This window comes from Cytobacillus sp. OWB-43 (assembly GCF_034651445.1).
GTDB classification, from domain to species: Bacteria; Bacillota; Bacilli; order Bacillales; family Cytobacillaceae; genus Cytobacillus; species Cytobacillus kochii.
The window spans coordinates 163,593-183,637 of sequence record NZ_JAYEFF010000007.1; the positions used below are offsets into that span (position 1 = coordinate 163,593).

Below are 20,045 nucleotides of genomic sequence, written 5' to 3' on the forward strand. Positions count from 1 at the left end.
AATAATAGTTGTTAGACCCTTATATTTAATGAAGCAATACCGGTTGCCGCTTCAATAGCAGATTCAAGATCATCGATCAAATCTTCTACATTTTCAATTCCAATTGATAATCGGATTAAGTCTTCAGGTACACCTGCTTGTTTTAACCCATCCTGATTAAGTTGTTGATGCGTTGTGCTTGCTGGATGTATAATAAGACTTTTTGCATCACCTACATTCGCTACATGTGCGAACAGCTCAACCGAATTAATAACCTTCGCACCTGCTTCACGCCCACCAGATATGCCAAAAACGACAACTGCCCCTGCACCTTTAGATAAATATTTGTCTGCTAATTCTTTATTAGGATGGTTGTCATCGCCCGGATAAAGTACCCAATTAACAGCAGGATGATTATTTAAATATTGCACAATTTTTTTCGTATTAGCAATATGTTCTTTCATTCGAACCGTTAACGTTTCTAAACCTAACGTAAATTGGAAGGCGCTTTGTGCACTTAGTGCTGGACCTAAATCTCTTAGAAGCTGCACTCTCGCTTTAGTAATATATGCTACAGGGCCCAGTGCCTCACTATATACTATATCGTTATAGCTTGTATCCGGCTGACTTAATCCTGGATACTTCTCTGAGTTCCAATCAAATTTACCACCGTCAACAATGATCCCCCCCATTGTCGTCCCATTCCCAAGTAACCATTTCGTTGCAGAGTGAACAACAATGTCTGCGCCATGCTCAATTGGCCGACATAGATAAGGAGTTGCAAATGTGTTATCAACCACTAACGGCACACCATGTTCATGGGCGATATTTGAAACTGTTTCAATATCTAGTACTTGTAAACTCGGGTTACCAATGGTTTCGGCAAATACAGCTCGTGTCTTCTCATTGATTGCTGCTCGTAGTTCCTCTTCATTATTAATATCGATAAGCCTAACGTTGATGCCGTACTTTGGTAAAGTGACTGTAAATAAATTATATGTACCTCCATATAAATTAGAGGCAGCTACAATTTCATCACCCGCTTGAACAATATTAAGAAGAGCTAAGTAAATGGCTGCTTGCCCGCTTGCTAATGCTAATGCGCCTGTTCCCCCTTCTAACAATGCAACTCTTTCCTCAAACACAGTAACCGTTGGATTATGAATACGAGAATAAATATATCCTGTTTCTTTTAAGCCAAATAAGTCTTGCGCATGCTCTGTATTCTGGAATTGATAAGCATTATTTTGATAGATTGGGACCGCTCTTGCCCCTGTTACTGGATCAGGTTTTAGCCCACCGTGAACACCAATTGTTTCAAATCGAAGTTGCTTTTCTTTTTCTGCCATTTTACATCTCTCCTCTTTTTTAAATTGGAAAGAAAAGACGACCAAAAACCCTCTTCACAAAGAAGAGGGTTTATCATCTCTTCTTATCTACCAGAGCTTTTATGCTCTGCTGGAATTAGCACCGTGTATCAAACAACCGGTTGCCGGGTTTCATAGGGCCAGTCCCTCCACCACTCTCGATAAGAATATTTAATTTTCTAATTATTCTAAGGATAGAATAACAACCTTTTTTTGGGAAGTCAATCTTTTTTTAGGACATTTGATGTATTTATGATTATTTTTGATTTAATACGAAAATGGCATCTAATTTTAATAATTGTCTAAAAGTCGACTTAAGGATGATATGCTTTTCATCCACTTGTTTCTTTAGACTCGTACGCCCTTGAAGCAAAGAATGAAAGTGGTCAGCAGTAGTTTGAATGTTTATATGATAATTTTTCAATGGGCGAGTATGTTTAATTAGCAGCCTTTTACGGTCTAATGTCAAATACATTAGATTTTGTTCTAATTCTACTCGAATCCTTATAGGTTCCTTTAACATCATTAAAATATGATCATTTACTCTTAAAGATTGATTGAAATGATAAATGAGTTCCTCTATTGAAACCACCCCCAGCCCGCGTCTTATATTCTATAATTCTGTTCCAAGAAATGATTTCCTTCTCCTAACTATCGACTTTAACTGACAGAACATTTATTTCCAACAATGTTCACAACCTATTTCCCGAGAAATATGTCAAAAGCTAGACTTATCGACAGAAAAAAGAAATATCCCATCGATTCATCTGCCTAGAATGAGTGAGGGGTGTATTTAAACATTTACGCAACCCCCCTTGATTAAAAGCATAAGAAAACCACTTATTCCTAAACAATAAGTGGTTTTAAAATTGAGACTGTAATTCATATGATTGAATTTGTTCAAGTAAATAAGGTACTGAATGGAAAGCATAAAGCTTATCAACTAACTCTCCTTTTTTAAACACAAGTAAACACGGTACACTTTCAATTTCATACTTTTCTGCCACTGCTGGCAAAAAATTCAGGTCGGCTTTACCTATAGGAAGGTTCTGCAACAGTTGCTCAGTAATTGTTAGCATTTTCCCGGCAACTTGACATGTCCCACACATAGGAGTGAATAAATAAAATAAGCCGGATTGCTTCCTTGCGATCAAATCATTTAAGTCATTGTTTGACCAGTCAATCATGTTATCATCCTTTATCTAAATACTCGGTATATATATCTATATTTGCACTTATTAAGGCTGTAGCTAAATGATGCGCAGGTGCCGCCTCGACTTCACGATACATTTTATCAATATAGATATGCTCTGCCTCTGGTAACTCTCTCTTAAATTGTTTACGAAGTTTTTCTCCTGATGTGTCAGCATCGACTAATATATAGACTTCCTTCCCAATTAAATAATCAATTAATTCATCCAACTTCGAAGTGCCAATCGTTCCATTTGTACATAAGATCTCTACAGGTTCTCTGATTAGTCCTTTCACTTTTCGTTTGTCAGATTTACCTTCAACAATAATCACTTTATTGCCATGTTCTATATGCATGCTCATCACCTAATATATATCATTTATATATTTTATAATAGTAAGCCTTTTTACATTTGAAAACTTTTCAGCACTCATCTGGTATGTCTATATAGAAATTTAGAAAAAGGTCAAACCATTTAATGATTTGACCTTCTTTATTTAACTACAATTAATCTTCTTTTGTCATTTCTTCATATTGTTCAGCTGTCATTAGCTTGTCAATTTCACTTGCATCGGATGGCTCAACAACAATCATCCATGCTTTCTCGTAAGGAGATTCATTCACAAATTCTGGACTATCGCTAAGTTCTTCGTTAATCTCAACGATTTTACCACTAATTGGTGCATATAACTCAGAAACTGTTTTAACAGATTCTACGCTACCAAACGGTTCATCAGCAGTTACTTCATCTCCTACTTCTGGAAGCTCAACAAATACGATATCTCCAAGTTCTGATTGAGCAAAGTATGTAATACCAATACGAACTTTATCTCCTTCTGTTTTTACCCACTCGTGTTCTTCTGAATAACGTAATTCTTTAGGTGTGCTCATGTTTCATACCTCCATTAATTTAGGAAATTGTTTATTTTAATGACCGAATAAACGATCGTTTAAAACGTATAAAGCGCATCCACCATTTACAGCCAATTTTGTTCAAATTCTAGCTCTTTAAATCCGACTGTTACTTTCGTACCATCCGTTGTTAATGGACGTTTAATTAACATTCCATCCGATGCTAATAAATCTAACAGTTCCGACTCTGAGGCCGTTTTCACTCGGTCTTTTAATCCTAACTCACGATACTTTTGACCGCTTGTGTTGAAAAATTTTTTTAGCTCTAACCCACTCTTTTTGTAAAGATCTTCTAATTCCTTGCGGGATGGAGGATTTTCCACTATATGTATTGCATCATAGGCTATTTCATGTTCATCTAGCCATTTTTTCGCTTTTCGGCAAGTACCACATTTTGGATACCAATAGAAAGTAAGTGCCATGTTTTCACCACCTATTTTATCATACCTATATTCATGAATACTATCGTTTCATTAGCATAACATATTTCTTTTTATTTTCATAACGAAGAATTGTAATTATTATCATATTAAAAACAAAACAAAGAGGCCCAAATTTGTTCTTGAGCCTCAAGTCATAAACTTCGCAAATGGAGGAAGTAAATAGGTTACTTTCCTTCACTTTATTCAAGATAAATATTATACTACAAACCTTTCAGCTTCAATAATTTTCTCAGCCGCTTGACGTTTTTTCGCAATTACATTTGTTGGAGTATGTCTCGTAAACTTCTTAAGCGCTGAAAGCATCATTCGTAATGTATCGCCTTCTTCCACACCTACTAAAGTTTCTTTCGCAATCAACTCAATTTGATTAAATGCTTCTTGGCAGAAAATTTGTGTGTATAATAGCTTTTGCTCAGCTTTTGCTACTCCGTCTTTTACAATGGCTTTTTCAGTACGAAGAACAGTAGATTCCATAGAATAGGCGTAAGAAACCAGATCAGCAATATTCACAAGAACTTCTTGCTCTTTATCCAAAGCTTTTCCGTATTTTTGTGCACATAAACCTGCTGCAAGTAATGCGATTTTCTTAGCGTTCTTTACAAGATATTTCTCTTGCTCTAATGCTTCAGAACCTGGCTCTTCTGGCATCATCATCATCAATTCCTCTTGAAGTGCCATTGCTTTTTCGAATAAAGGCAGTTCACCTTTCATTGCTTTTCTAACATACGTTCCTGGTACTAAAAGACGGTTGATTTCGTTTGTTCCTTCAAAGATTCGATTGATTCTAGAATCACGGTAAGCTCTTTCTACTTCATATTCTGCCATAAAGCCATAACCACCATGTAATTGAACTGCCTCATCAACTACATAATCTAGAACTTCGGTAGAGAAGAACTTATTAAGTGAGCATTCTATTGCATATTCAGCAATAGACTTCGCTACTTCTTTACCGTCTTTGACTTCTTCATCACTCAATTGACTCATTCTGTCATCAAATAGACCCACTGTACGGTAAACGGAGCTTTCAGCTGCATAAATTTTACTTGCCATTGTTCCGAATTTTTCCTTCGTTAAATTAAAAGAAGAAATAGGAGTACTGAATTGTTGACGTTGGTTAGCGTAAGTTACCCCTAATTTAAAGGCATGCTTAGAACCACCTACTGCACCTACACCAAGTTTGTAACGACCAATATTCAAAATGTTAAAGGCAATGACATGACCACGACCAATTTCACCTAGTACATTTTCAACTGGTACTTGTGCATCTTCTAAAATAAGTGTTCTTGTAGAAGAGCTCTTAATACCCATTTTCTTTTCTTCAGCACCTGTTGATACACCCGGATATTCTCTTTCAACAATAAAAGCTGTGAATTGGTCACCGTTTATTTTGGCATAAACAACGAACACATCGGCAAACCCAGCATTCGTAATCCATTGTTTTTCCCCATTTAATACATAATGTGTGCCTTCTGCGTTTAATTTAGCAGTTGTTTTTGCTCCTAATGCATCAGATCCTGAACTTGGTTCTGTTAGTGCATAAGCAGCTAATTTTTCACCTGTCGCAAGCACCGGTAAGTATTTTTGCTTTTGCTCTTCATTTCCGAACAATACAATTGGAAGAGAACCAATACCTACATGGGCACCGTGTGAGATAGAGAAACCACCGACACGTGACATTTTTTCAGCGATAAGTGCTGAACTTACCTTATCTAAACCGAGTCCACCGTATTCCTCTGGCACATCTGTACCAAGTAAGCCCAAGTCACCAGCTTTTTTCAATAGTTTTACAGAGCGATCGAATTCATGCTGTTCTAAATAATCCACTTGAGGGACCACTTCATTTGTCACATAATCTTCTGTTGTTTTCGCAATCATGATTTGTTCTTCGCTAAAATCCTCTGGTGTGTACATATTTTCATAAGAAATATCTTCAATTAAAAAGCTTCCACCTTTAATAAATTTTTCAGTTTGATTTGACACGTTCATCATCCTCCATCTTCATTCTTTATGCTTTTTGCAGTTTTGTTAACATTGTTTTTTCAAAGGTAGTTAAATAGAACTTTCACTTCGGTTCATTGCGGCACACACTCACTTTTTGCGGGGCTCAAATTTCTTTGATCTTTAACCGCAGGAATCGAGTGTCTTCCGCTCTATAACACTATTGGTTTTAAAACAAATATAGTCGTTTTTAAAGAAGTTCAAACACACCTGCGGCACCCATTCCGCCACCAATGCACATCGTTACAACACCAAATTGCTCGTTTCTACGCTTCATTTCATGAATTAATGATAGTGTTAGCTTAGCCCCAGTACACCCAAGTGGATGCCCTAAAGCAATAGCTCCCCCGTTAACATTCACTTTTTCTTCATCCAACCCTAATTCTCTAATGACTTGAATGGATTGAGAAGCAAAAGCTTCATTTAGTTCGAATAATCCGACATCTGATAGCTCTAACCCCGCTAGTTTTAAAGCTTTAGGAATTGCTACAATTGGCCCAATCCCCATAACCTCTGGCGGCACGCCTCCGACAGCAAAAGAACGAAACTTCACTAAAGGCTGCAGTCCTTGTGCATCTGCTTTCTCTCTGTCCATAATCATTACAGCTGCTGCACCATCACTTGTTTGTGATGAATTCCCCGCTGTGACTGAGCCTTTCACATTAAAAGCTGGTCTCAGTTTCCCTAAAGTTGCAACTGTTGAATCGCTCCGTACACCTTCATCTTGTAAAAACTGGAAGGTGCGTTCTTTCACTTTATTATCCGATCCAATTTGACGGAGTGTTACATCAACCGGAGTAATTTCATCAGCAAATTTACCTTCACTTATTGCTTTCGCTGCTTTTTGATGACTACGCACAGCGAATGCATCTTGTTCTTCTCTTGAAATGCCGTATTTCCCAGCAACTTGCTCTGCTGTATGCCCCATACTCATATAATATTCAGGAGCTGTCTCGGCTAAAGTTAAATTAGGACGGACAACATGACCCATCATAGGTACAAGACTCATGGATTCAGCTCCACCGGCGATCACTGTATCTGCGTGACCAAGCATGATTTTTTCGGCACCATAAGCGATTGATTGCAACCCTGATGAGCAATAGCGATTGACTGTGATTGCTGGTACCGAGTCTGGAAGCCCAGCTAATGCACCGATATTTCTGGCCATATTCAAACCTTGCTCTGCTTCTGGCATGGCACAACCAATAATTAAATCATCTATACTACCTTCATAATTTCCAGCTCGTTTCAACGTTTCTTTTACAACAAGTGCACCTAAATCATCTGGCCGTACAGTGGCAAGTGAGCCTTTTTTTGCTTTACCGACAGGTGTTCTAGCACCTGCAACAATTACAGCTTCTTTCATTGCTTTTTCCCTCTCCTTCTACTCTCGGTATCTTTTATTCTCTCTAGCAATCTATAATTAGTTACGGAGTGGTTTACCCTTTAAGAGCATGTGTTGCATTCGTTGTTGAGATTTTGGCTCTGCAATAAGTTTTAAAAATGCTTCTCTTTCAAGGTCTAACATATATTGCTCATCCACTTCTGTACCAAAAGGCACTTTGCCCCCAGCAATGACATATGCCAGTGCTTTGGCGATTTTCAAATCATGTTCTGAAATATAACCAGATAAATGCATAGAATTAGCACCTAAAAGTAATGCGGCATACCCTGTTTCACCAACTACTGGGAATTTCACTTTTGCTGGTGGAAGGTAACCTGCATTTGCCAATGCTAATACCGCTTGTTTAGCATCATAAATGAGGTGATCTCCATTCACACTAATTGCATCCGAAGCATTCAAAAAGTTATTTTCTCTCGCCTCTTCTCCTGATGTAGATACCTTTGCCATCGCAATTGTTTCAAAGACTTTATTGGCCACGTTCTGTAGATCAAACTGAACTCCTTTAGGCATGCTTGCTAAATGTTTCAAATATAGTGACTTGTTCCCTGCACCACCTGGAATTAATCCAACTCCTGCTTCCACCAAGCCCATATAAGTTTCACTTGATGCTTGAACATGTGCCGCACTTAAAGCTACTTCCGCTCCTCCGCCAAGTGTCATACCGAATGGGGCCACTACGACTGGTTTTGCACTATACTTGATTTTCGTCATCGCATTTTGGAATTGTTTGATAACCATATCTAATTCGAAGTAATTATCATCTTGAGCTTCCATTAACATCATTCCGATATTTGCACCGACACAGAAGTTCTTTCCTTGATTGGAGATAACAAGACCTTTATAATTTTTCTCTACTTCATCAATAGCGAAATTAATCATTTGAATAATGTCTAAACCAATCGCATTACTCTTTGAATGGAACTCTAAGATAGCGACGCCATCGCCTAAGTCGATTAAGCTTGCTCCAGTATTTTTCTTAATCACACCTTGTTTTTGTTTTAATTGCTTTAAGTTTATTACTTTTGCATTTAACTTAATCGGCTGATACTCACCATTTTCATACACATAAGTTGTCGCGTTCTCTTCCTTATAGAACTGTGTATGCCCATCAGCGATCATTTTCTCAACCCATTCTGGAATGTCTAATCCTTCCGCTTTCATTTTGTTAACTGATTGTTCCAAACCAATGGCATCCCATGTTTCAAATGGGCCCATATTCCAACCAAATCCCCATTTCATTGCATCATCAATGGATTGAATATCATCGGCAATTTCCCCTAGGAGTTGCGCAGAATAAACTAATGCTGGTGATAACACCTTCCATAATAATTCTCCAGCGCGATCATCTGCGTATACAAGCGCTTTCATTTTGTTTGCTGTCCCTTTTTGTTGTTTAGCTATTTCTACCGCTGCCGTTTTCAACTTTTTACGAGGACCGTATTCCAAGGTTTTAGGATTTAACTCTAAAATTTCTTTCCCCTGTTTTAAGAAAAAACCTTGTCCTGTCTTACTGCCTAACCAGCCTTTGTCTAACATCTTATTAATAAAATCTGGTACATCGAATACTTGTTTTTCTTCACCTTCTACTTGGTCATAAACATTTTTAGCTACATGGGCAAACGTATCTAAACCGACAACGTCCAATGTACGGAAAGTCGCACTTTTCGGTCTACCAATAAGTGGTCCCGTAATTGAATCTACTTCACCAACAGTAAATCCACCCTTTAACATTTCTTGTACTGTTACAAGGAGACCATATGTGCCGATTCTATTGGCAATAAAATTCGGCGTATCTTTTGCGATAACAACACCTTTTCCTAAAACATCCTCACCAAAAGTTTGCATAAAAGAAAGTACTTCAGGAGATGTTTCCTTAGTTGGAATCACTTCCAATAGTTTTAAGTAACGTGGTGGATTGAAGAAATGAGTGCCTAGGAAATGCTTCTTAAAGTCTTCAGAACGTTCTTCAGCCATTGCTTCGATGGAAATACCAGATGTATTAGAACTGACAATTGTTCCAGGACGACGATATTTGTCTACTTGGGCAAACACGTCTTTTTTCACACTGAGATTTTCTACCACCACCTCAATAATCCAATCCACTTCTTTCAAGCGCTCCATATCATCATCGAAGTTACCGGCCTCAATAAGATGAATATTTTTCTTCGCTGTTAACGGTGCAGGTTTTTGCTTTAATAGTTTTTGCTTACCACTTTCGGCAATTTTATTTTTGAACTGTTTATCCTTAAGGGTAATCCCCTTTACCTCTTCTTCTTTACTTAATTCGCGAGGAACAATATCTAATAAAAGTGTTGGTATACCAATATTCGCTAAATGTGCGGCTATTCCAGAGCCCATAACACCTGAGCCTAAAACAGCAGCCTTTCTAATCTGTTTGGTCAACTGTTCTTCCTCCTTCGATTTTGAATGAATGCTCATTCATTTTTTCTGTAAAAAATTTTGGAAATTCCTTTGATACTTATAATAATAAAATATTTGCAAAATTTAATCAATCATTTTCCTTATAGATTTTTTATTTCTTTTTCACTTTTTTCTTTCTGCATAAATTTTTCAGCAATTGACAAACTATTTTAGAAGAAAATCATCAAAATGGAGGTATTGGGATGCAACAACAAAATACAAACTTCTCGAATCAACAAGGAATTATGCAACAACCCCCAGTTATGGTATCAACAAAAGATGCACTTTACTTTAATGACATTCTTTCTTGGAATTTATTAGCAATGAAAAAAGCTCATTTCTATGCGGAACATTGTCAAGACCCTGCTTTAAAAACTGTTTTTGAACAATGTGGACAAATGCATCAACGCCATTATGAGCAGGTTTTGAAACATCTTAATACGACACAACCGTTTAATAATATGCAATAAGGAGGAAACTCAGTTGACTAATTCAAAAAAAGTACAAAATCCTGAAAAACAGATAGCCAAAACACCACAAATGAATGATCGTGATTTTACAAACGACCTACTCGCAATGGAAAAGTACATGAGTGATTCTTATAGCATTTATTTAAATGAAGTTAGTAATCAAACACTTTATGAAGATTTTATGCGTATTTTTACTGAAACAAAGAATGAACAACGTCATCTTTATAACCTCATGTTTGAAAGAGGTTGGTACAGTCTTGATGCAGCAGATCAACAAAATCTGCAACAATCTTACCAACAATTCCAAGGTTACTCTACACAATTTCCCTATGGAACAAACGGTAACATCCAATAGCTAAGTTAAAAGGAATAAAACAGGAACAGATGTTGACCAACAATCATCATCTGTTCTTATTTTTTTTTATTATCATCAGGCTTTTGTTGCCGCTGTTTTTCATTTAAATCTTTAATCTTTGTAATTAGCTCCATCATTTCTTGCTTCCCTTCAGGGTACAATTGATTCCAATGTTTTACTAAAGGTGGCATCTGTTTAGCAATGAATGAATAGATAATCCATGATTTTACTTCTCCTTTTAATGTTTCGTCACTTTCTCCTAATAACAATTCCGTGTATTTTTCTACCATTGCTTCTATCTTCTGATCCAAATCATGAGCCAACTTTTATCGCTCCTTTACCATTTTTTAATCCTCATTCATAACACAACCAAATTTGGTAACAATATTAATTAGATGCATTTAATACTTCTGATTGACGGTGATACCTTTGAGCATATGGGATAAGTTTAAAAAAATCAAAGATGATGGTTGGAAATCTTTATTAAAGCAGTCAACTGATTTTCAGTCTACCTATTATTTTAATGAAAAAACGAATGAACGGTTTGGTTTTCATTTTTATGCGACTTTAGTAGATGAACAAATTATTCAGGAAAGTGCTTTACCAGCGCTTTTAACAAAAAAATTTGAATCACTGGAAGATTTGCATAGAATAGTTCCCATAGCAGATATTCATATTTTAAAAAATCCAAGCGATATAGAACAAAAGTTATTAAATGGATATGTACTTGTCACACTAGATTCTGATAAAAATCGTTTTGGATTTATTGCCGCTCAGAAAGAAATTGTCCGTTCTCTCACTCAACCTGAAATTGAGTTTTCTGTAATTGGACCTAAGGAAGCGTTTGTTGAGGCTATTGGTCAAAACTTAAACTTGATTAGAAAAAGATTACCTATTAAAGAATTAATTTCACAAGAATATACTGTTGGAAAACTTTCGAAAACAAAAGTAGCTGTCTTACATATAGAAGGAATTACTAATAAAGACAATGTTGATACTGTGAAACAACGTATAAAAAATATTGAGATTGACACGATTTCTGATAGTTCAAATATTGTTGAATTATTAAGTGATAATTCCAATTCCCTATTTCCACAATTGCTGGACACTGAGAGGCCTGATCGAGTAGCAGCTATTCTTGCTGAAGGAAAAATCGCCATAATCGTTGATGGTTCACCACATGTGTTAATAGCGCCCACGACGTTAATTGAATTTTTTAGCGCTTTCGAAGACTATTTTCTCAATTGGATTGTCGCTACATTTTTTCGCTTAGTGCGATTTTTTGCTGTTGTCTTTTCAGTATTGGTTACACCGATTTACGTTGCAGCTATGACATATCAATACGAGCTCATACCACCAGACTTATTAGGGTTATTAGTAACATCAAGAAGAACCATTCCGCTCCCCCCGATTCTCGAAGCATTATTCCTTGAGCTAACGATTGAATTATTGCGTGAGGCGGGGGCACGGCTCCCTACTAAAGTCGGTCAAACTATTGGTATCGTAGGGGGTATTGTTATTGGTACAGCATCAGTTGAAGCCGGTCTTACTAGTAACGTACTGTTAATCTTTGTCGCATTAGGTGCATTAGGTTCCTTTACAACACCTGTTTATAAAATGGGTAATACCATTAGGGTTTTACGATTTCCCTTTCTTCTGTTTGCACAATTTTGGGGTGTATTAGGAATTCTTTTTTGTTTCTGTATTCTCATTGCCCACTTATTACGCCTGACCTCACTAGGAAGACCTTTTTTGGCGCCAATATACCCGCTTAGATTAGCAGATATGAAGGATACACTTATTCGCGCACCATTACAAAAAATGTACAGGCGTCCACATGTTTTAAGAACGCAAAAACCAAAACGATTCAATAAGAAGAAAGCTGAAAACCCAAAAGACATTGATGAATAACCCTAGCCTTAATAGAGGTGATGAATATGCAAAGCCAAACGATTCCCAATAACTTAAAAATATCTCCCTATCTCGTTTTTTATGTGATGATCGCTATGCAAATTGGCATTGGCATTCTAGGATATCAAAGAATTATTGCCGACTATGCTGGATATGATGCATGGATTTCCATTCTCATTTTAGGTGTTTATATTCATATTGTATTATGGATGATGTACAAATTATGTGAAATGGTTAATGGAGATATTATTACCGTTCATGAATTTCTTTTTGGGCGATTCATTAGTAAAGTGGCAAGCTTCGCCTTTGTTTTATTTTATATCACTTACCTTCTTTCCTTTATATTGAATTTTATCGAAGTTATTCAAATATGGATGTTTCCAGATATAAATAATTTTGCGTTTTCGGTATTGTTCTTACTTCTATCAATATATATTGTATACGGTGGACTTAGGACAGTTGTGGGTGTTTGTTTTTTTGGAACCATTTTACCAGCCTATTTAGTATTCACATTCACCTTTACGCTAAAGTACGCTGACTTCACCCACTTATTACCGATTTGGCAACATAAAATCACCGAATTATTACAAGCTTCCTATCATATGTCACTAACTTCTGTTGGATTTGAAGCAATTTTATTTATCTATCCTTTTATTAACCAACCGCAGAAATCGAAAAAATGGGCACATATCGGAGTAGCCACCACGACAATTTTTTATACGATATTAGCGATAATTGCTTTTGCTTATTTCTCAAAAAAGCAATTAGAAAATACGATTTGGGCTACACTTTCTATGTGGCAAATGGTGCAATTTCCATTTGTTGAACGCTTTGAGTATATTGGGGTTGCCAATTGGTGTTTAATACTACTACCGAATATATGTCTCTCCCTTTGGATTGCTTCAAGGTTACTTAAAAGAGCCACTAAATTAAAGCAAAGAAAAGGTTCCATACTGATTTCAGTCATCTCTGTTATTATCGTTACTTTTTTTGAGAAGGGCTTAGATATTGAAAGGTTTAATCAAGTGGTTGAACTGGTGTCTGTTGCTTTTGTATTTGTTTATATTCCCTTTTTGTACTGTTTATCCCTCATTATAAAGAAGGTGAAGAAAACATGAAAAAATGGATATGTATCATTTGCTGCCTGTTTATACTTACTGGATGTGTACAAAAAAGAATAATAGATGAACTCAATATCGCAGTCGCAACTGGCTTTGACCCTGATACGAGTGATGAGCATTTGTTAAAGACAACCTTTCTTATGGAAGTATTCAACAAAGAAATGAGTGTAGAGAACAAAACTGTTACAACAACCGGTGATCTCAGGAGAGAGACACTGTATAAAGCAAACCGGCAATCACCCAATCCAATTGTAGTCGGTGGTTTAAGGCTTACATTATATAATATTGCCATTGCCGAACGTGGATTAACTGTTTATGTGGACGCCTATCAACGAGATGCTTCAATTGGAAAACGAATCTACTTTGCAACCACTGATAGTAGTACGGAGGAAATTTTAACAGGTGAATATGGCCCTCAAGGGAATGGAACTTTTATTTCTGACTTAATTGAACACAATGTTGACTATGGAGATTTACCTAAAACGAACTTAACCTTATTTATGAGAGATTTTTATCAAGAAGGGAAGGATATCTTCTTACCACATATCAAAAAAATCAATGAGCAAGAAATAGAACTAGCCGGCATATCATTATTCAAAGATCATGCTGCATATAAAATTCTTCCTAGTGATAAATTATTTTATTTTAAATTACTCGTTGATCGTTATAGTAGAGGTGATTTCTCTATCGACTTGCCGGATGGTCAAAAAGTGGCTATTAAAAGTATACATTCCAACCATAAATATAAATTAGATAAAAAGGATCCAACAAACATCACCATTAAAATTAAGGTCCAAGGTAATATAAAAGAATATTCAGGAAATAATTTGGATGATAAAAAAATAAAAGAGATAACGAATTTTATCAATAAGAAAATAAAAAATGAATGTTCAGCGCTTATTCAGTCATTTCAAGAAGATAATGCCGATCCAATCGGAATAGGTAAGGTTTATAGCACAAAAATACGCAATTTTGATTATAAAGAATGGAAAAAGGGATATCCTGACTTAAACATTAAAGTTGATGCGAAGGTAATTATACTGGATACTGGTGCATCTATCTAACAGCATTAACCCGAGAATTTAAAATTCTCGGGTTTCTTTTTCCTACGAAGATCTGGAAAACATGTACCGTTTACTATGAAATCCAATTGAAAAAATTAGCCCCATAGCGAGCATATTGCCCATTAGTGAGCTTCCTCCATAACTAATGAACGGTAGTGGGATTCCTGTAATCGGTAAAACACCAATTGTCATTCCGATATTTTGAAAGACATGGAAAGTTATTAAACTAATTACCCCTACACAAACATATGTATAGAATGGCGTTCTCGTACTAATACCTATTTTAGTCAAATGATAAATCAATAAGAAAAATAAACTAACAACCACACTTGCCCCAATAAAACCGAACTCTTCTCCTATGATACTAAAAATAAAATCTGTGTGACTTTCTGGTAAGTAAACTTCTCTTGTGCCGTAGCCCTTTCCTGTTGTCTCACCAGAACCGATTGCAAGTAAGGAGCGCGTTAGTTGAAAACCTGTAGAACTTTGATAATTATAAGGATCGATCCAAGAATAAATTCGCCCCAATTGGTATTCCTTTACTCCCAAATATTTCTCCAACAACTCTGGATGCCACAATACAAAATAAAAAATACCAACAACTAAAGTTACACCTACACTTACAATAGGCGCAAGTATTTTCCAAGTGATACCTGAGATAAAAACCATTCCGAGCAAAATCGCTAAAATTACCAAGGAAGTCCCCAAATCTGGTTGTTGCATGATGAGTAACAAAGGGAACCCAGTAACAATTAGCATTTTAAATAATAGGAAAAAATCTGTTTTCACAGTTTTTAATTGTGTCTTTTGATGATGGTCATCGATGACCCTGGCTAAAGCTAATATGAGAAAAACCTTTACTAACTCAGCAGGCTGTATTTGTCCAAGACCAGGCAGCCGTATCCATGATTTCGCTCCATTAATTACAGGAGCAATACTTTCAGGTGCGACAACAAGAAACCCAAGTAGCAATAGTCCAAAACCGTAAGCATACCAAGAAATTTTCTTTAATTGTTCAGCATCTAATGTAATGACTGCTAATATAATCCCTATTCCCACTACATACCATACAATTTGTTTTAGTAAAAAATTCTCACCGTATTGTTCAGTCGTTTGTGCACTATATATAGAAATACAGCTCACTAAAAACAATAAAAATAAAATAAGAACTAAAGTATAATCAATTCTCGATGTTGTCGTTCGTTTAGAAGTCATTAATCAATCTCCTTATGAAACAAAGGCTCTTCATTAAAAATAATCTGTGTACAATACTTCATTATATTTTTTTTAGATGAAAATCACAACAGCTACGTATATTTCTTTTTTGTAACAAAGAAAAAATGCATATTATAATTGTACATATTTACTTTGAATATCCTTCACCATCCACATGATGTTATTAGGTACTTGTGGCAAGAAATATCCGATAAAAAGAGGGCTTGTTACATATCGAGGGACAATTTTTGCAAATATTTCATTCTCGAAATGGTAAAAGAATAGATTATAGCTGTTACATGTAAAAGGAAAATCCCTCAAAATATATTTGGTTGCCATTTGAATATATTTAGCAAACGCTGCGATATCCTTTTTCTGTCCTAATTTAACATTAAATTCATAAAAACCAATACGTGGTTTATTAGATAAAGAAAATTCAGTATCACCATGTTGATCAATTAACTCTCCTACAAAATCGTCAGCCTGCACCTTATTTTGATATACGACATCATATAAACCTACAATTTGCATATGAGGATGAGCAATGCTTCCACCTGAATGAGGACCATGATTCTTGAAAAAAATCACAGATTTATATTTATCACTTTTCTCCATACTTAACCAATTGTCTAAACCAAATGTAATCAATCTGACTAAATGGTTGTCATCATACTGTGAAAGTTCCGTGTCACACTGATCTGTCTCGATTAAGACCGTTTGATGAGCATTTTCTAATACGGGATATTTATTCTCCAACCAAATGATTGGACCATCCTCCGCAATAATCTTCGTCAATTGTTCTCTCTGACAGAACGGACACACTTGTTCTTTATTCCTTATACTATTAGGTTTCTGTTTACCAATGCTTGTATTAAAAAATAAATGAGTATTTGTCATTTGTTATTCTCTCCTGATTTCAATTACTTACTTCTATTATAAAGGGCTTCTTCTTTATAGTGTGAAAGTTTGATTATGATTAGTATAAAATTCATCAATATTAAAGGCAACTTCACTTGCGTAACATGAAAACAAAAGTACATTATTAAATAAGATAAAAAAGATATTTGCATATGCAAATATCTTTTTTCTACTGTTAATTTACTATGACCTCAAATTCACTATGTTCATGTAATCCTTCATCATTTTCTACATGAACGACAATCTTGTATGTTCCATTATCAGTAAATGCATGTGTTGCTGTATACATCCCACTAGTTTCCTCTACTGCATCTACCCATGCCACCTGATGATCATCAATTGACTGAACGATTTCTAACCTCACATTTGCCTCTTCAAGTCCTTGTTCTTCTTTAGTAATATGAATATCAAATGGAGTTTCCTCATTCGTCTTAATATCAGCAGTAGGACTTATATGTATCGCTACATTTCCATCATGCTCATGTGCGCTGTGGCCTTGATTTTCTTCTTCGTTATCTATTTCAGCACTGCCTACCGCCACTTTAACTTTAGGCATAGTGTGCATACTTCTTGCGGTGACATGTGACTGAATATGATAGATAGCATCTTTTTCAAATGTATAGGATGCAACGTACTTGCCATCATTCTCGTGTTCTGCTTCTATTAATTCACCATTATCCTTTTTCCCATCTTCCCACAATTCAAATTTTACTTCATCTGCATCTTCCACAGACTCGTCTCCCTGAGTAACAGTAACTTCCAAGCGTACTTCTTCGTTCCTTTTAATCTGACTTGGTATCGAGATACTGGCATCGATTGCAGCAGGAACTGATCCTTCCCCACCACTAGAGTTTGCATCATTCTCTGCATTTCCACAAGCAGCAAGAAAAATAATCATAATTACAGAAAAGGTTGATATCCACTTCTTCATAAAAAGCCCCTCTTTCTTAAACATCTAATCTTTCTCATCTATATTACTAATAATATGTGTTAGAAAAGTGAAATAATTTGTTAATGAGAGAAATATGTAAAATAAAGAAAATATAGGTATAAAAAAAGATTTATTTGGAGAAACTTCTATTACAAGTGTAAATCCCCCTTTTTAGCTTCCTTTCATGGAAGCTTTTTTTTTGTACTTATCTACAAAGCTTTCAACTAGATGCCTAGAAGCTTAATTTAAAATTAATCATACAAAAAAAGCTCATAAACCTTATAGAAGATTTAAGAGCTTTGACGCGCCTTAGAGGATTCGAACCTCTGACCCACAGCTTAGAAGGCTGTTGCTCTATCCAGCTGAGCTAAAGGCGCAAACTAAAATATGTATGGCTCCGCAGGTAGGATTCGAACCTACGACCGTTCGGTTAACAGCCGAATGCTCTACCACTGAGCTACTGCGGAATAATATAAATGGTGGGCCTAAATGGACTCGAACCATCGACCTCACGCTTATCAGGCGTGCGCTCTAACCAGCTGAGCTATAGGCCCCTATTTAAGCGGGTGAAGGGAATCGAACCCTCATCATCAGCTTGGAAGGCTGAGGTTTTACCACTAAACTACACCCGCATTTAAGAACTTCAACATACCGGTGGTCGGGGTCGAACCGACACTCCCGAAGGAACACGATTTTGAGTCGTGCGCGTCTGCCAATTCCGCCACACCGGCATAAAGGCAACACCCGGATTTGAACCGGGGATAAAGGTTTTGCAGACCTCTGCCTTACCACTTGGCTATGCTGCCATAACTGGGCTAGTAGGGTTCGAACCTACGAATGACGGAATCAAAATCCGTTGCCTTACCACTTGGCTATAGCCCAATAAAATGTTTAAAAATGGGGCGGCTGATGGGAATCGAACCCACGAATGTCGGAACCACAATCCGATGCGTTAACCACTTCGCCACAACCGCCATAATTGGCAGGGGTAGTAGGAATCGAACCCACATCAAAGGTTTTGGAGACCTTCGTTTTACCATTAAACTATACCCCTAGATGGTGGAGGGGGGCAGATTCGAACTGCCGAACCCGAAGGAGCGGATTTACAGTCCGCCGCGTTTAGCCACTTCGCTACCCCTCCAAAAAAGACTAAATGGTGGCTCAGGACGGAATCGAACCGCCGACACAAGGATTTTCAGTCCTTTGCTCTACCGACTGAGCTACTGAGCCAAAATAATAAATATGTAAATGGCGGTCCGGACGGGACTCGAACCCGCGACCTCCTGCGTGACAGGCAGGCATTCTAACCAACTGAACTACCGGACCAGATTGCGGGGGCAGGATTTGAACCTGCGACCTTCGGGTTATGAGCCCGACGAGCTACCGGACTGCTCCACCCCGCGATAATAAATATTAATGGCGGAGGAAGAGGGATTCGAACCCCCGCGGGCTTTAACACCCCTGTCGGTTTTCAAGACCGATCCCTTCAGCCAGACTTGGGTATTCCTCCATTAATAAAAAAGCAATAGCGGCGGAGGGGATCGAACCCCCGACCTCACGGGTATGAACCGTACGCTCTAGCCAGCTGAGCTACACCGCCATAAAATATATTGTTAAAAATTAAATTGGTGGAGCCTAGCGGGATCGAACCGCTGACCTCCTGCGTGCAAAGCAGGCGCTCTCCCAGCTGAGCTAAGGCCCCTAAAAAGTATTCGTGGTCGGGAAGACAGGATTCGAACCTGCGACCCCTTGGTCCCAAACCAAGTGCTCTACCAAGCTGAGCTACTTCCCGAAATAAAACGCGCCCGAGAGGAGTCGAACCCCTAACCTTTTGATCCGTAGTCAAACGCTCTATCCAATTGAGCTACGGGCGCATATGGAGCGGAAGACGGGATTCGAACCCGCGACCCTCACCTTGGCAAGGTGATGTTCTACCACTGAACTACTTCCGCAAATATCCATTATAAAATACTAATGCGGGTGAAGGGAGTCGAACCCCCACGCCTTGCGGCGCCAGATCCTAAGTCTGGTGCGTCTGCCAATTCCGCCACACCCGCAAATATAAATGGTGAGCCATGAAGGACTCGAACCTTCGACCCTCTGATTAAAAGTCAGATGCTCTACCAACTGAGCTAATGGCTCGTACAAAGGACGAGTGGTGCCGGCCAGAGGACTTGAACCCCCAACCTACTGATTACAAGTCAGTTGCTCTACCAATTGAGCTAGGCCGGCAAATAAACACAAAAATGGTGGAGGATGACGGGATCGAACCGCCGACCCTCTGCTTGTAAGGCAGATGCTCTCCCAGCTGAGCTAATCCTCCAAAATGGTGACCCCTACGGG

18 protein-coding genes, 23 tRNA genes and 1 riboswitch are annotated in these 20,045 nt (G+C 37.4%); of the genes, 5 read left to right on the plus strand and 36 right to left on the minus strand.

Going from position 1 to position 20,045, the window contains the following annotated elements; genetic code table 11:
* Nucleotides 1–11 precede the first annotated feature (11 nt).
* The 9 genes from U9M49_RS19960 to U9M49_RS20000 form a co-directional block, all read right to left on the minus strand.
* The gene (locus U9M49_RS19960) at nucleotides 12–1,328 is read right to left on the minus strand and encodes an O-acetylhomoserine aminocarboxypropyltransferase/cysteine synthase family protein (protein ID WP_095371990.1); all 1,317 of its coding nucleotides are present in this window, start codon (nucleotides 1,326–1,328) and stop codon (nucleotides 12–14) included.
* An 80-nt stretch (nucleotides 1,329–1,408) separates the two neighbouring features.
* Nucleotides 1,409–1,514: riboswitch (SAM riboswitch) on the minus strand.
* 88 nt (nucleotides 1,515–1,602) lie between these two features.
* Complete coding sequence (locus U9M49_RS19965; RefSeq protein WP_095371989.1) at nucleotides 1,603–1,938, minus strand: hypothetical protein; 336 nt, start codon at nucleotides 1,936–1,938, stop codon at nucleotides 1,603–1,605.
* Nucleotides 1,939–2,209: 271 nt separating this feature from the next.
* Complete coding sequence (locus tag U9M49_RS19970) at nucleotides 2,210–2,533, minus strand: thioredoxin family protein (protein ID WP_095371988.1); 324 nt, start codon at nucleotides 2,531–2,533, stop codon at nucleotides 2,210–2,212.
* 4 nt (nucleotides 2,534–2,537) lie between these two features.
* Nucleotides 2,538–2,900 carry a toprim domain-containing protein gene (locus U9M49_RS19975; RefSeq protein ID WP_416337112.1) on the minus strand — a complete coding sequence of 121 codons (363 nt, stop codon included), beginning with the start codon at nucleotides 2,898–2,900 and terminating at the stop codon, nucleotides 2,538–2,540.
* A 145-nt stretch (nucleotides 2,901–3,045) separates the two neighbouring features.
* Complete coding sequence (gcvH, locus tag U9M49_RS19980; protein ID WP_095371986.1) at nucleotides 3,046–3,429, minus strand: glycine cleavage system protein GcvH; 384 nt, start codon at nucleotides 3,427–3,429, stop codon at nucleotides 3,046–3,048.
* Nucleotides 3,430–3,515: 86 nt separating this feature from the next.
* Entirely contained in the window at nucleotides 3,516–3,872 is a 357-nt protein-coding gene (locus U9M49_RS19985; protein ID WP_095371985.1) for an arsenate reductase family protein, read from the minus strand.
* A 216-nt stretch (nucleotides 3,873–4,088) separates the two neighbouring features.
* Nucleotides 4,089–5,873: an acyl-CoA dehydrogenase family protein gene (locus tag U9M49_RS19990; protein WP_322910433.1), complete on the minus strand. Its 1,785-nt coding sequence runs from the start codon at nucleotides 5,871–5,873 to the stop codon at nucleotides 4,089–4,091.
* 208 nt (nucleotides 5,874–6,081) lie between these two features.
* Nucleotides 6,082–7,257 (minus strand): acetyl-CoA C-acetyltransferase, encoded by a 1,176-nt coding sequence (locus tag U9M49_RS19995; RefSeq protein WP_095371983.1) that lies wholly within the window; start codon nucleotides 7,255–7,257, stop codon nucleotides 6,082–6,084.
* Between the two features lie 57 nt (nucleotides 7,258–7,314).
* Complete coding sequence (locus tag U9M49_RS20000) at nucleotides 7,315–9,699, minus strand: 3-hydroxyacyl-CoA dehydrogenase/enoyl-CoA hydratase family protein (RefSeq protein WP_322910434.1); 2,385 nt, start codon at nucleotides 9,697–9,699, stop codon at nucleotides 7,315–7,317.
* A 221-nt stretch (nucleotides 9,700–9,920) separates the two neighbouring features.
* Here U9M49_RS20000 and U9M49_RS20005 point away from each other — a divergent pair, with 221 nt between their 5' ends.
* Together U9M49_RS20005 and U9M49_RS20010 are read left to right on the plus strand one after the other, a co-directional pair.
* Nucleotides 9,921–10,187: a hypothetical protein gene (locus tag U9M49_RS20005; protein WP_095371981.1), complete on the plus strand. Its 267-nt coding sequence runs from the start codon at nucleotides 9,921–9,923 to the stop codon at nucleotides 10,185–10,187.
* Nucleotides 10,188–10,257: 70 nt separating this feature from the next.
* Entirely contained in the window at nucleotides 10,258–10,542 is a 285-nt protein-coding gene (locus U9M49_RS20010) for a spore coat protein (protein WP_095373606.1), read from the plus strand.
* Between the two features lie 56 nt (nucleotides 10,543–10,598).
* Here U9M49_RS20010 and U9M49_RS20015 read toward each other — a convergent pair whose 3' ends face one another.
* Nucleotides 10,599–10,865 (minus strand): DUF2573 family protein, encoded by a 267-nt coding sequence (locus U9M49_RS20015; protein ID WP_095371980.1) that lies wholly within the window; start codon nucleotides 10,863–10,865, stop codon nucleotides 10,599–10,601.
* A 106-nt stretch (nucleotides 10,866–10,971) separates the two neighbouring features.
* On the opposite strand from U9M49_RS20015, the gene U9M49_RS20020 reads away from it, so the two are divergent.
* Genes U9M49_RS20020 through U9M49_RS20030 form a run of 3 tightly spaced genes read left to right on the plus strand, consistent with a single transcriptional unit; the run spans nucleotide 10,972 to nucleotide 14,638 of the window.
* Nucleotides 10,972–12,453 carry a spore germination protein gene (locus U9M49_RS20020; RefSeq protein ID WP_095371979.1) on the plus strand — a complete coding sequence of 494 codons (1,482 nt, stop codon included), beginning with the start codon at nucleotides 10,972–10,974 and terminating at the stop codon, nucleotides 12,451–12,453.
* Between the two features lie 26 nt (nucleotides 12,454–12,479).
* A complete protein-coding gene (locus U9M49_RS20025; RefSeq protein ID WP_322910435.1) occupies nucleotides 12,480–13,571 on the plus strand; it encodes a GerAB/ArcD/ProY family transporter in 1,092 nt (363 codons plus the stop codon).
* Entirely contained in the window at nucleotides 13,568–14,638 is a 1,071-nt protein-coding gene (locus U9M49_RS20030) for a Ger(x)C family spore germination protein (protein ID WP_095371978.1), read from the plus strand. Before U9M49_RS20025 ends, U9M49_RS20030 begins: the two co-directional genes overlap by 4 nt.
* 42 nt (nucleotides 14,639–14,680) lie before the next feature.
* Here U9M49_RS20030 and rodA read toward each other — a convergent pair whose 3' ends face one another.
* From rodA to U9M49_RS20160, 26 genes are all read right to left on the minus strand, one after another.
* Nucleotides 14,681–15,853 (minus strand): rod shape-determining protein RodA, encoded by a 1,173-nt coding sequence (gene rodA / locus U9M49_RS20035; RefSeq protein WP_095371977.1) that lies wholly within the window; start codon nucleotides 15,851–15,853, stop codon nucleotides 14,681–14,683.
* Nucleotides 15,854–15,985: 132 nt separating this feature from the next.
* On the minus strand, nucleotides 15,986–16,750 hold the full coding sequence (locus tag U9M49_RS20040) for a DUF4931 domain-containing protein (RefSeq protein WP_095371976.1): 765 nt from the start codon (nucleotides 16,748–16,750) through the stop codon (nucleotides 15,986–15,988).
* A gap of 196 nt (nucleotides 16,751–16,946) precedes the next feature.
* Nucleotides 16,947–17,702 (minus strand): FixH family protein, encoded by a 756-nt coding sequence (locus U9M49_RS20045; RefSeq protein ID WP_322910436.1) that lies wholly within the window; start codon nucleotides 17,700–17,702, stop codon nucleotides 16,947–16,949.
* Between the two features lie 303 nt (nucleotides 17,703–18,005).
* Nucleotides 18,006–18,079 (minus strand) — tRNA-Arg (locus U9M49_RS20050).
* Nucleotides 18,080–18,094: 15 nt separating this feature from the next.
* A tRNA-Asn gene (locus U9M49_RS20055) sits at nucleotides 18,095–18,169 on the minus strand.
* Nucleotides 18,170–18,179: 10 nt separating this feature from the next.
* Nucleotides 18,180–18,256: transfer RNA gene (locus U9M49_RS20060), tRNA-Ile, on the minus strand.
* A gap of 7 nt (nucleotides 18,257–18,263) precedes the next feature.
* Nucleotides 18,264–18,334 (minus strand) — tRNA-Gly (locus tag U9M49_RS20065).
* A gap of 17 nt (nucleotides 18,335–18,351) precedes the next feature.
* A tRNA-Leu gene (locus tag U9M49_RS20070) sits at nucleotides 18,352–18,433 on the minus strand.
* A gap of 4 nt (nucleotides 18,434–18,437) precedes the next feature.
* Nucleotides 18,438–18,508 (minus strand) — tRNA-Cys (locus U9M49_RS20075).
* 4 nt (nucleotides 18,509–18,512) lie between these two features.
* Nucleotides 18,513–18,584, minus strand: a tRNA-Gln gene (locus tag U9M49_RS20080).
* A gap of 16 nt (nucleotides 18,585–18,600) precedes the next feature.
* Nucleotides 18,601–18,676: transfer RNA gene (locus U9M49_RS20085), tRNA-His, on the minus strand.
* Nucleotides 18,677–18,682: 6 nt separating this feature from the next.
* Nucleotides 18,683–18,756, minus strand: a tRNA-Trp gene (locus tag U9M49_RS20090).
* Nucleotides 18,757–18,759: 3 nt separating this feature from the next.
* Nucleotides 18,760–18,843: transfer RNA gene (locus tag U9M49_RS20095), tRNA-Tyr, on the minus strand.
* Nucleotides 18,844–18,856: 13 nt separating this feature from the next.
* Nucleotides 18,857–18,932, minus strand: a tRNA-Phe gene (locus tag U9M49_RS20100).
* Nucleotides 18,933–18,951: 19 nt separating this feature from the next.
* Nucleotides 18,952–19,028, minus strand: a tRNA-Asp gene (locus tag U9M49_RS20105).
* A gap of 3 nt (nucleotides 19,029–19,031) precedes the next feature.
* A tRNA-Met gene (locus tag U9M49_RS20110) sits at nucleotides 19,032–19,105 on the minus strand.
* Between the two features lie 14 nt (nucleotides 19,106–19,119).
* Nucleotides 19,120–19,212: transfer RNA gene (locus tag U9M49_RS20115), tRNA-Ser, on the minus strand.
* Between the two features lie 16 nt (nucleotides 19,213–19,228).
* Nucleotides 19,229–19,302: transfer RNA gene (locus U9M49_RS20120), tRNA-Met, on the minus strand.
* Between the two features lie 26 nt (nucleotides 19,303–19,328).
* Nucleotides 19,329–19,404: transfer RNA gene (locus U9M49_RS20125), tRNA-Ala, on the minus strand.
* 13 nt (nucleotides 19,405–19,417) lie between these two features.
* Nucleotides 19,418–19,494 (minus strand) — tRNA-Pro (locus tag U9M49_RS20130).
* A gap of 8 nt (nucleotides 19,495–19,502) precedes the next feature.
* A tRNA-Arg gene (locus U9M49_RS20135) sits at nucleotides 19,503–19,576 on the minus strand.
* Nucleotides 19,577–19,579: 3 nt separating this feature from the next.
* A tRNA-Gly gene (locus U9M49_RS20140) sits at nucleotides 19,580–19,654 on the minus strand.
* 23 nt (nucleotides 19,655–19,677) lie between these two features.
* Nucleotides 19,678–19,759, minus strand: a tRNA-Leu gene (locus U9M49_RS20145).
* A 9-nt stretch (nucleotides 19,760–19,768) separates the two neighbouring features.
* Nucleotides 19,769–19,844: transfer RNA gene (locus U9M49_RS20150), tRNA-Lys, on the minus strand.
* Nucleotides 19,845–19,858: 14 nt separating this feature from the next.
* Nucleotides 19,859–19,934, minus strand: a tRNA-Thr gene (locus U9M49_RS20155).
* 15 nt (nucleotides 19,935–19,949) lie between these two features.
* Nucleotides 19,950–20,025 (minus strand) — tRNA-Val (locus U9M49_RS20160).
* Between the last annotated feature and the right edge of the window lie 20 nt (nucleotides 20,026–20,045).

Coding starts and splice junctions, on each gene's coding strand:
- U9M49_RS19960 (WP_095371990.1), bottom strand. CDS start 1,328: ATGGCAGAAAAAGAAAAGCAACTTCGATTTGAAACAATTGGTGTTCAC.
- U9M49_RS19970 (WP_095371988.1), bottom strand. CDS start 2,533: ATGATTGACTGGTCAAACAATGACTTAAATGATTTGATCGCAAGGAAG.
- U9M49_RS19975 (WP_416337112.1), bottom strand. CDS start 2,900: ATGAGCATGCATATAGAACATGGCAATAAAGTGATTATTGTTGAAGGT.
- gcvH (WP_095371986.1), bottom strand. CDS start 3,429: ATGAGCACACCTAAAGAATTACGTTATTCAGAAGAACACGAGTGGGTA.
- U9M49_RS19985 (WP_095371985.1), bottom strand. CDS start 3,872: ATGGCACTTACTTTCTATTGGTATCCAAAATGTGGTACTTGCCGAAAA.
- U9M49_RS19995 (WP_095371983.1), bottom strand. CDS start 7,257: ATGAAAGAAGCTGTAATTGTTGCAGGTGCTAGAACACCTGTCGGTAAA.
- U9M49_RS20005 (WP_095371981.1), top strand. CDS start 9,921: ATGCAACAACAAAATACAAACTTCTCGAATCAACAAGGAATTATGCAA.
- U9M49_RS20010 (WP_095373606.1), top strand. CDS start 10,258: ATGAATGATCGTGATTTTACAAACGACCTACTCGCAATGGAAAAGTAC.
- U9M49_RS20025 (WP_322910435.1), top strand. CDS start 12,480: ATGCAAAGCCAAACGATTCCCAATAACTTAAAAATATCTCCCTATCTC.
- U9M49_RS20030 (WP_095371978.1), top strand. CDS start 13,568: ATGAAAAAATGGATATGTATCATTTGCTGCCTGTTTATACTTACTGGA.
- rodA (WP_095371977.1), bottom strand. CDS start 15,853: ATGACTTCTAAACGAACGACAACATCGAGAATTGATTATACTTTAGTT.
- U9M49_RS20040 (WP_095371976.1), bottom strand. CDS start 16,750: ATGACAAATACTCATTTATTTTTTAATACAAGCATTGGTAAACAGAAA.
- U9M49_RS20045 (WP_322910436.1), bottom strand. CDS start 17,702: ATGAAGAAGTGGATATCAACCTTTTCTGTAATTATGATTATTTTTCTT.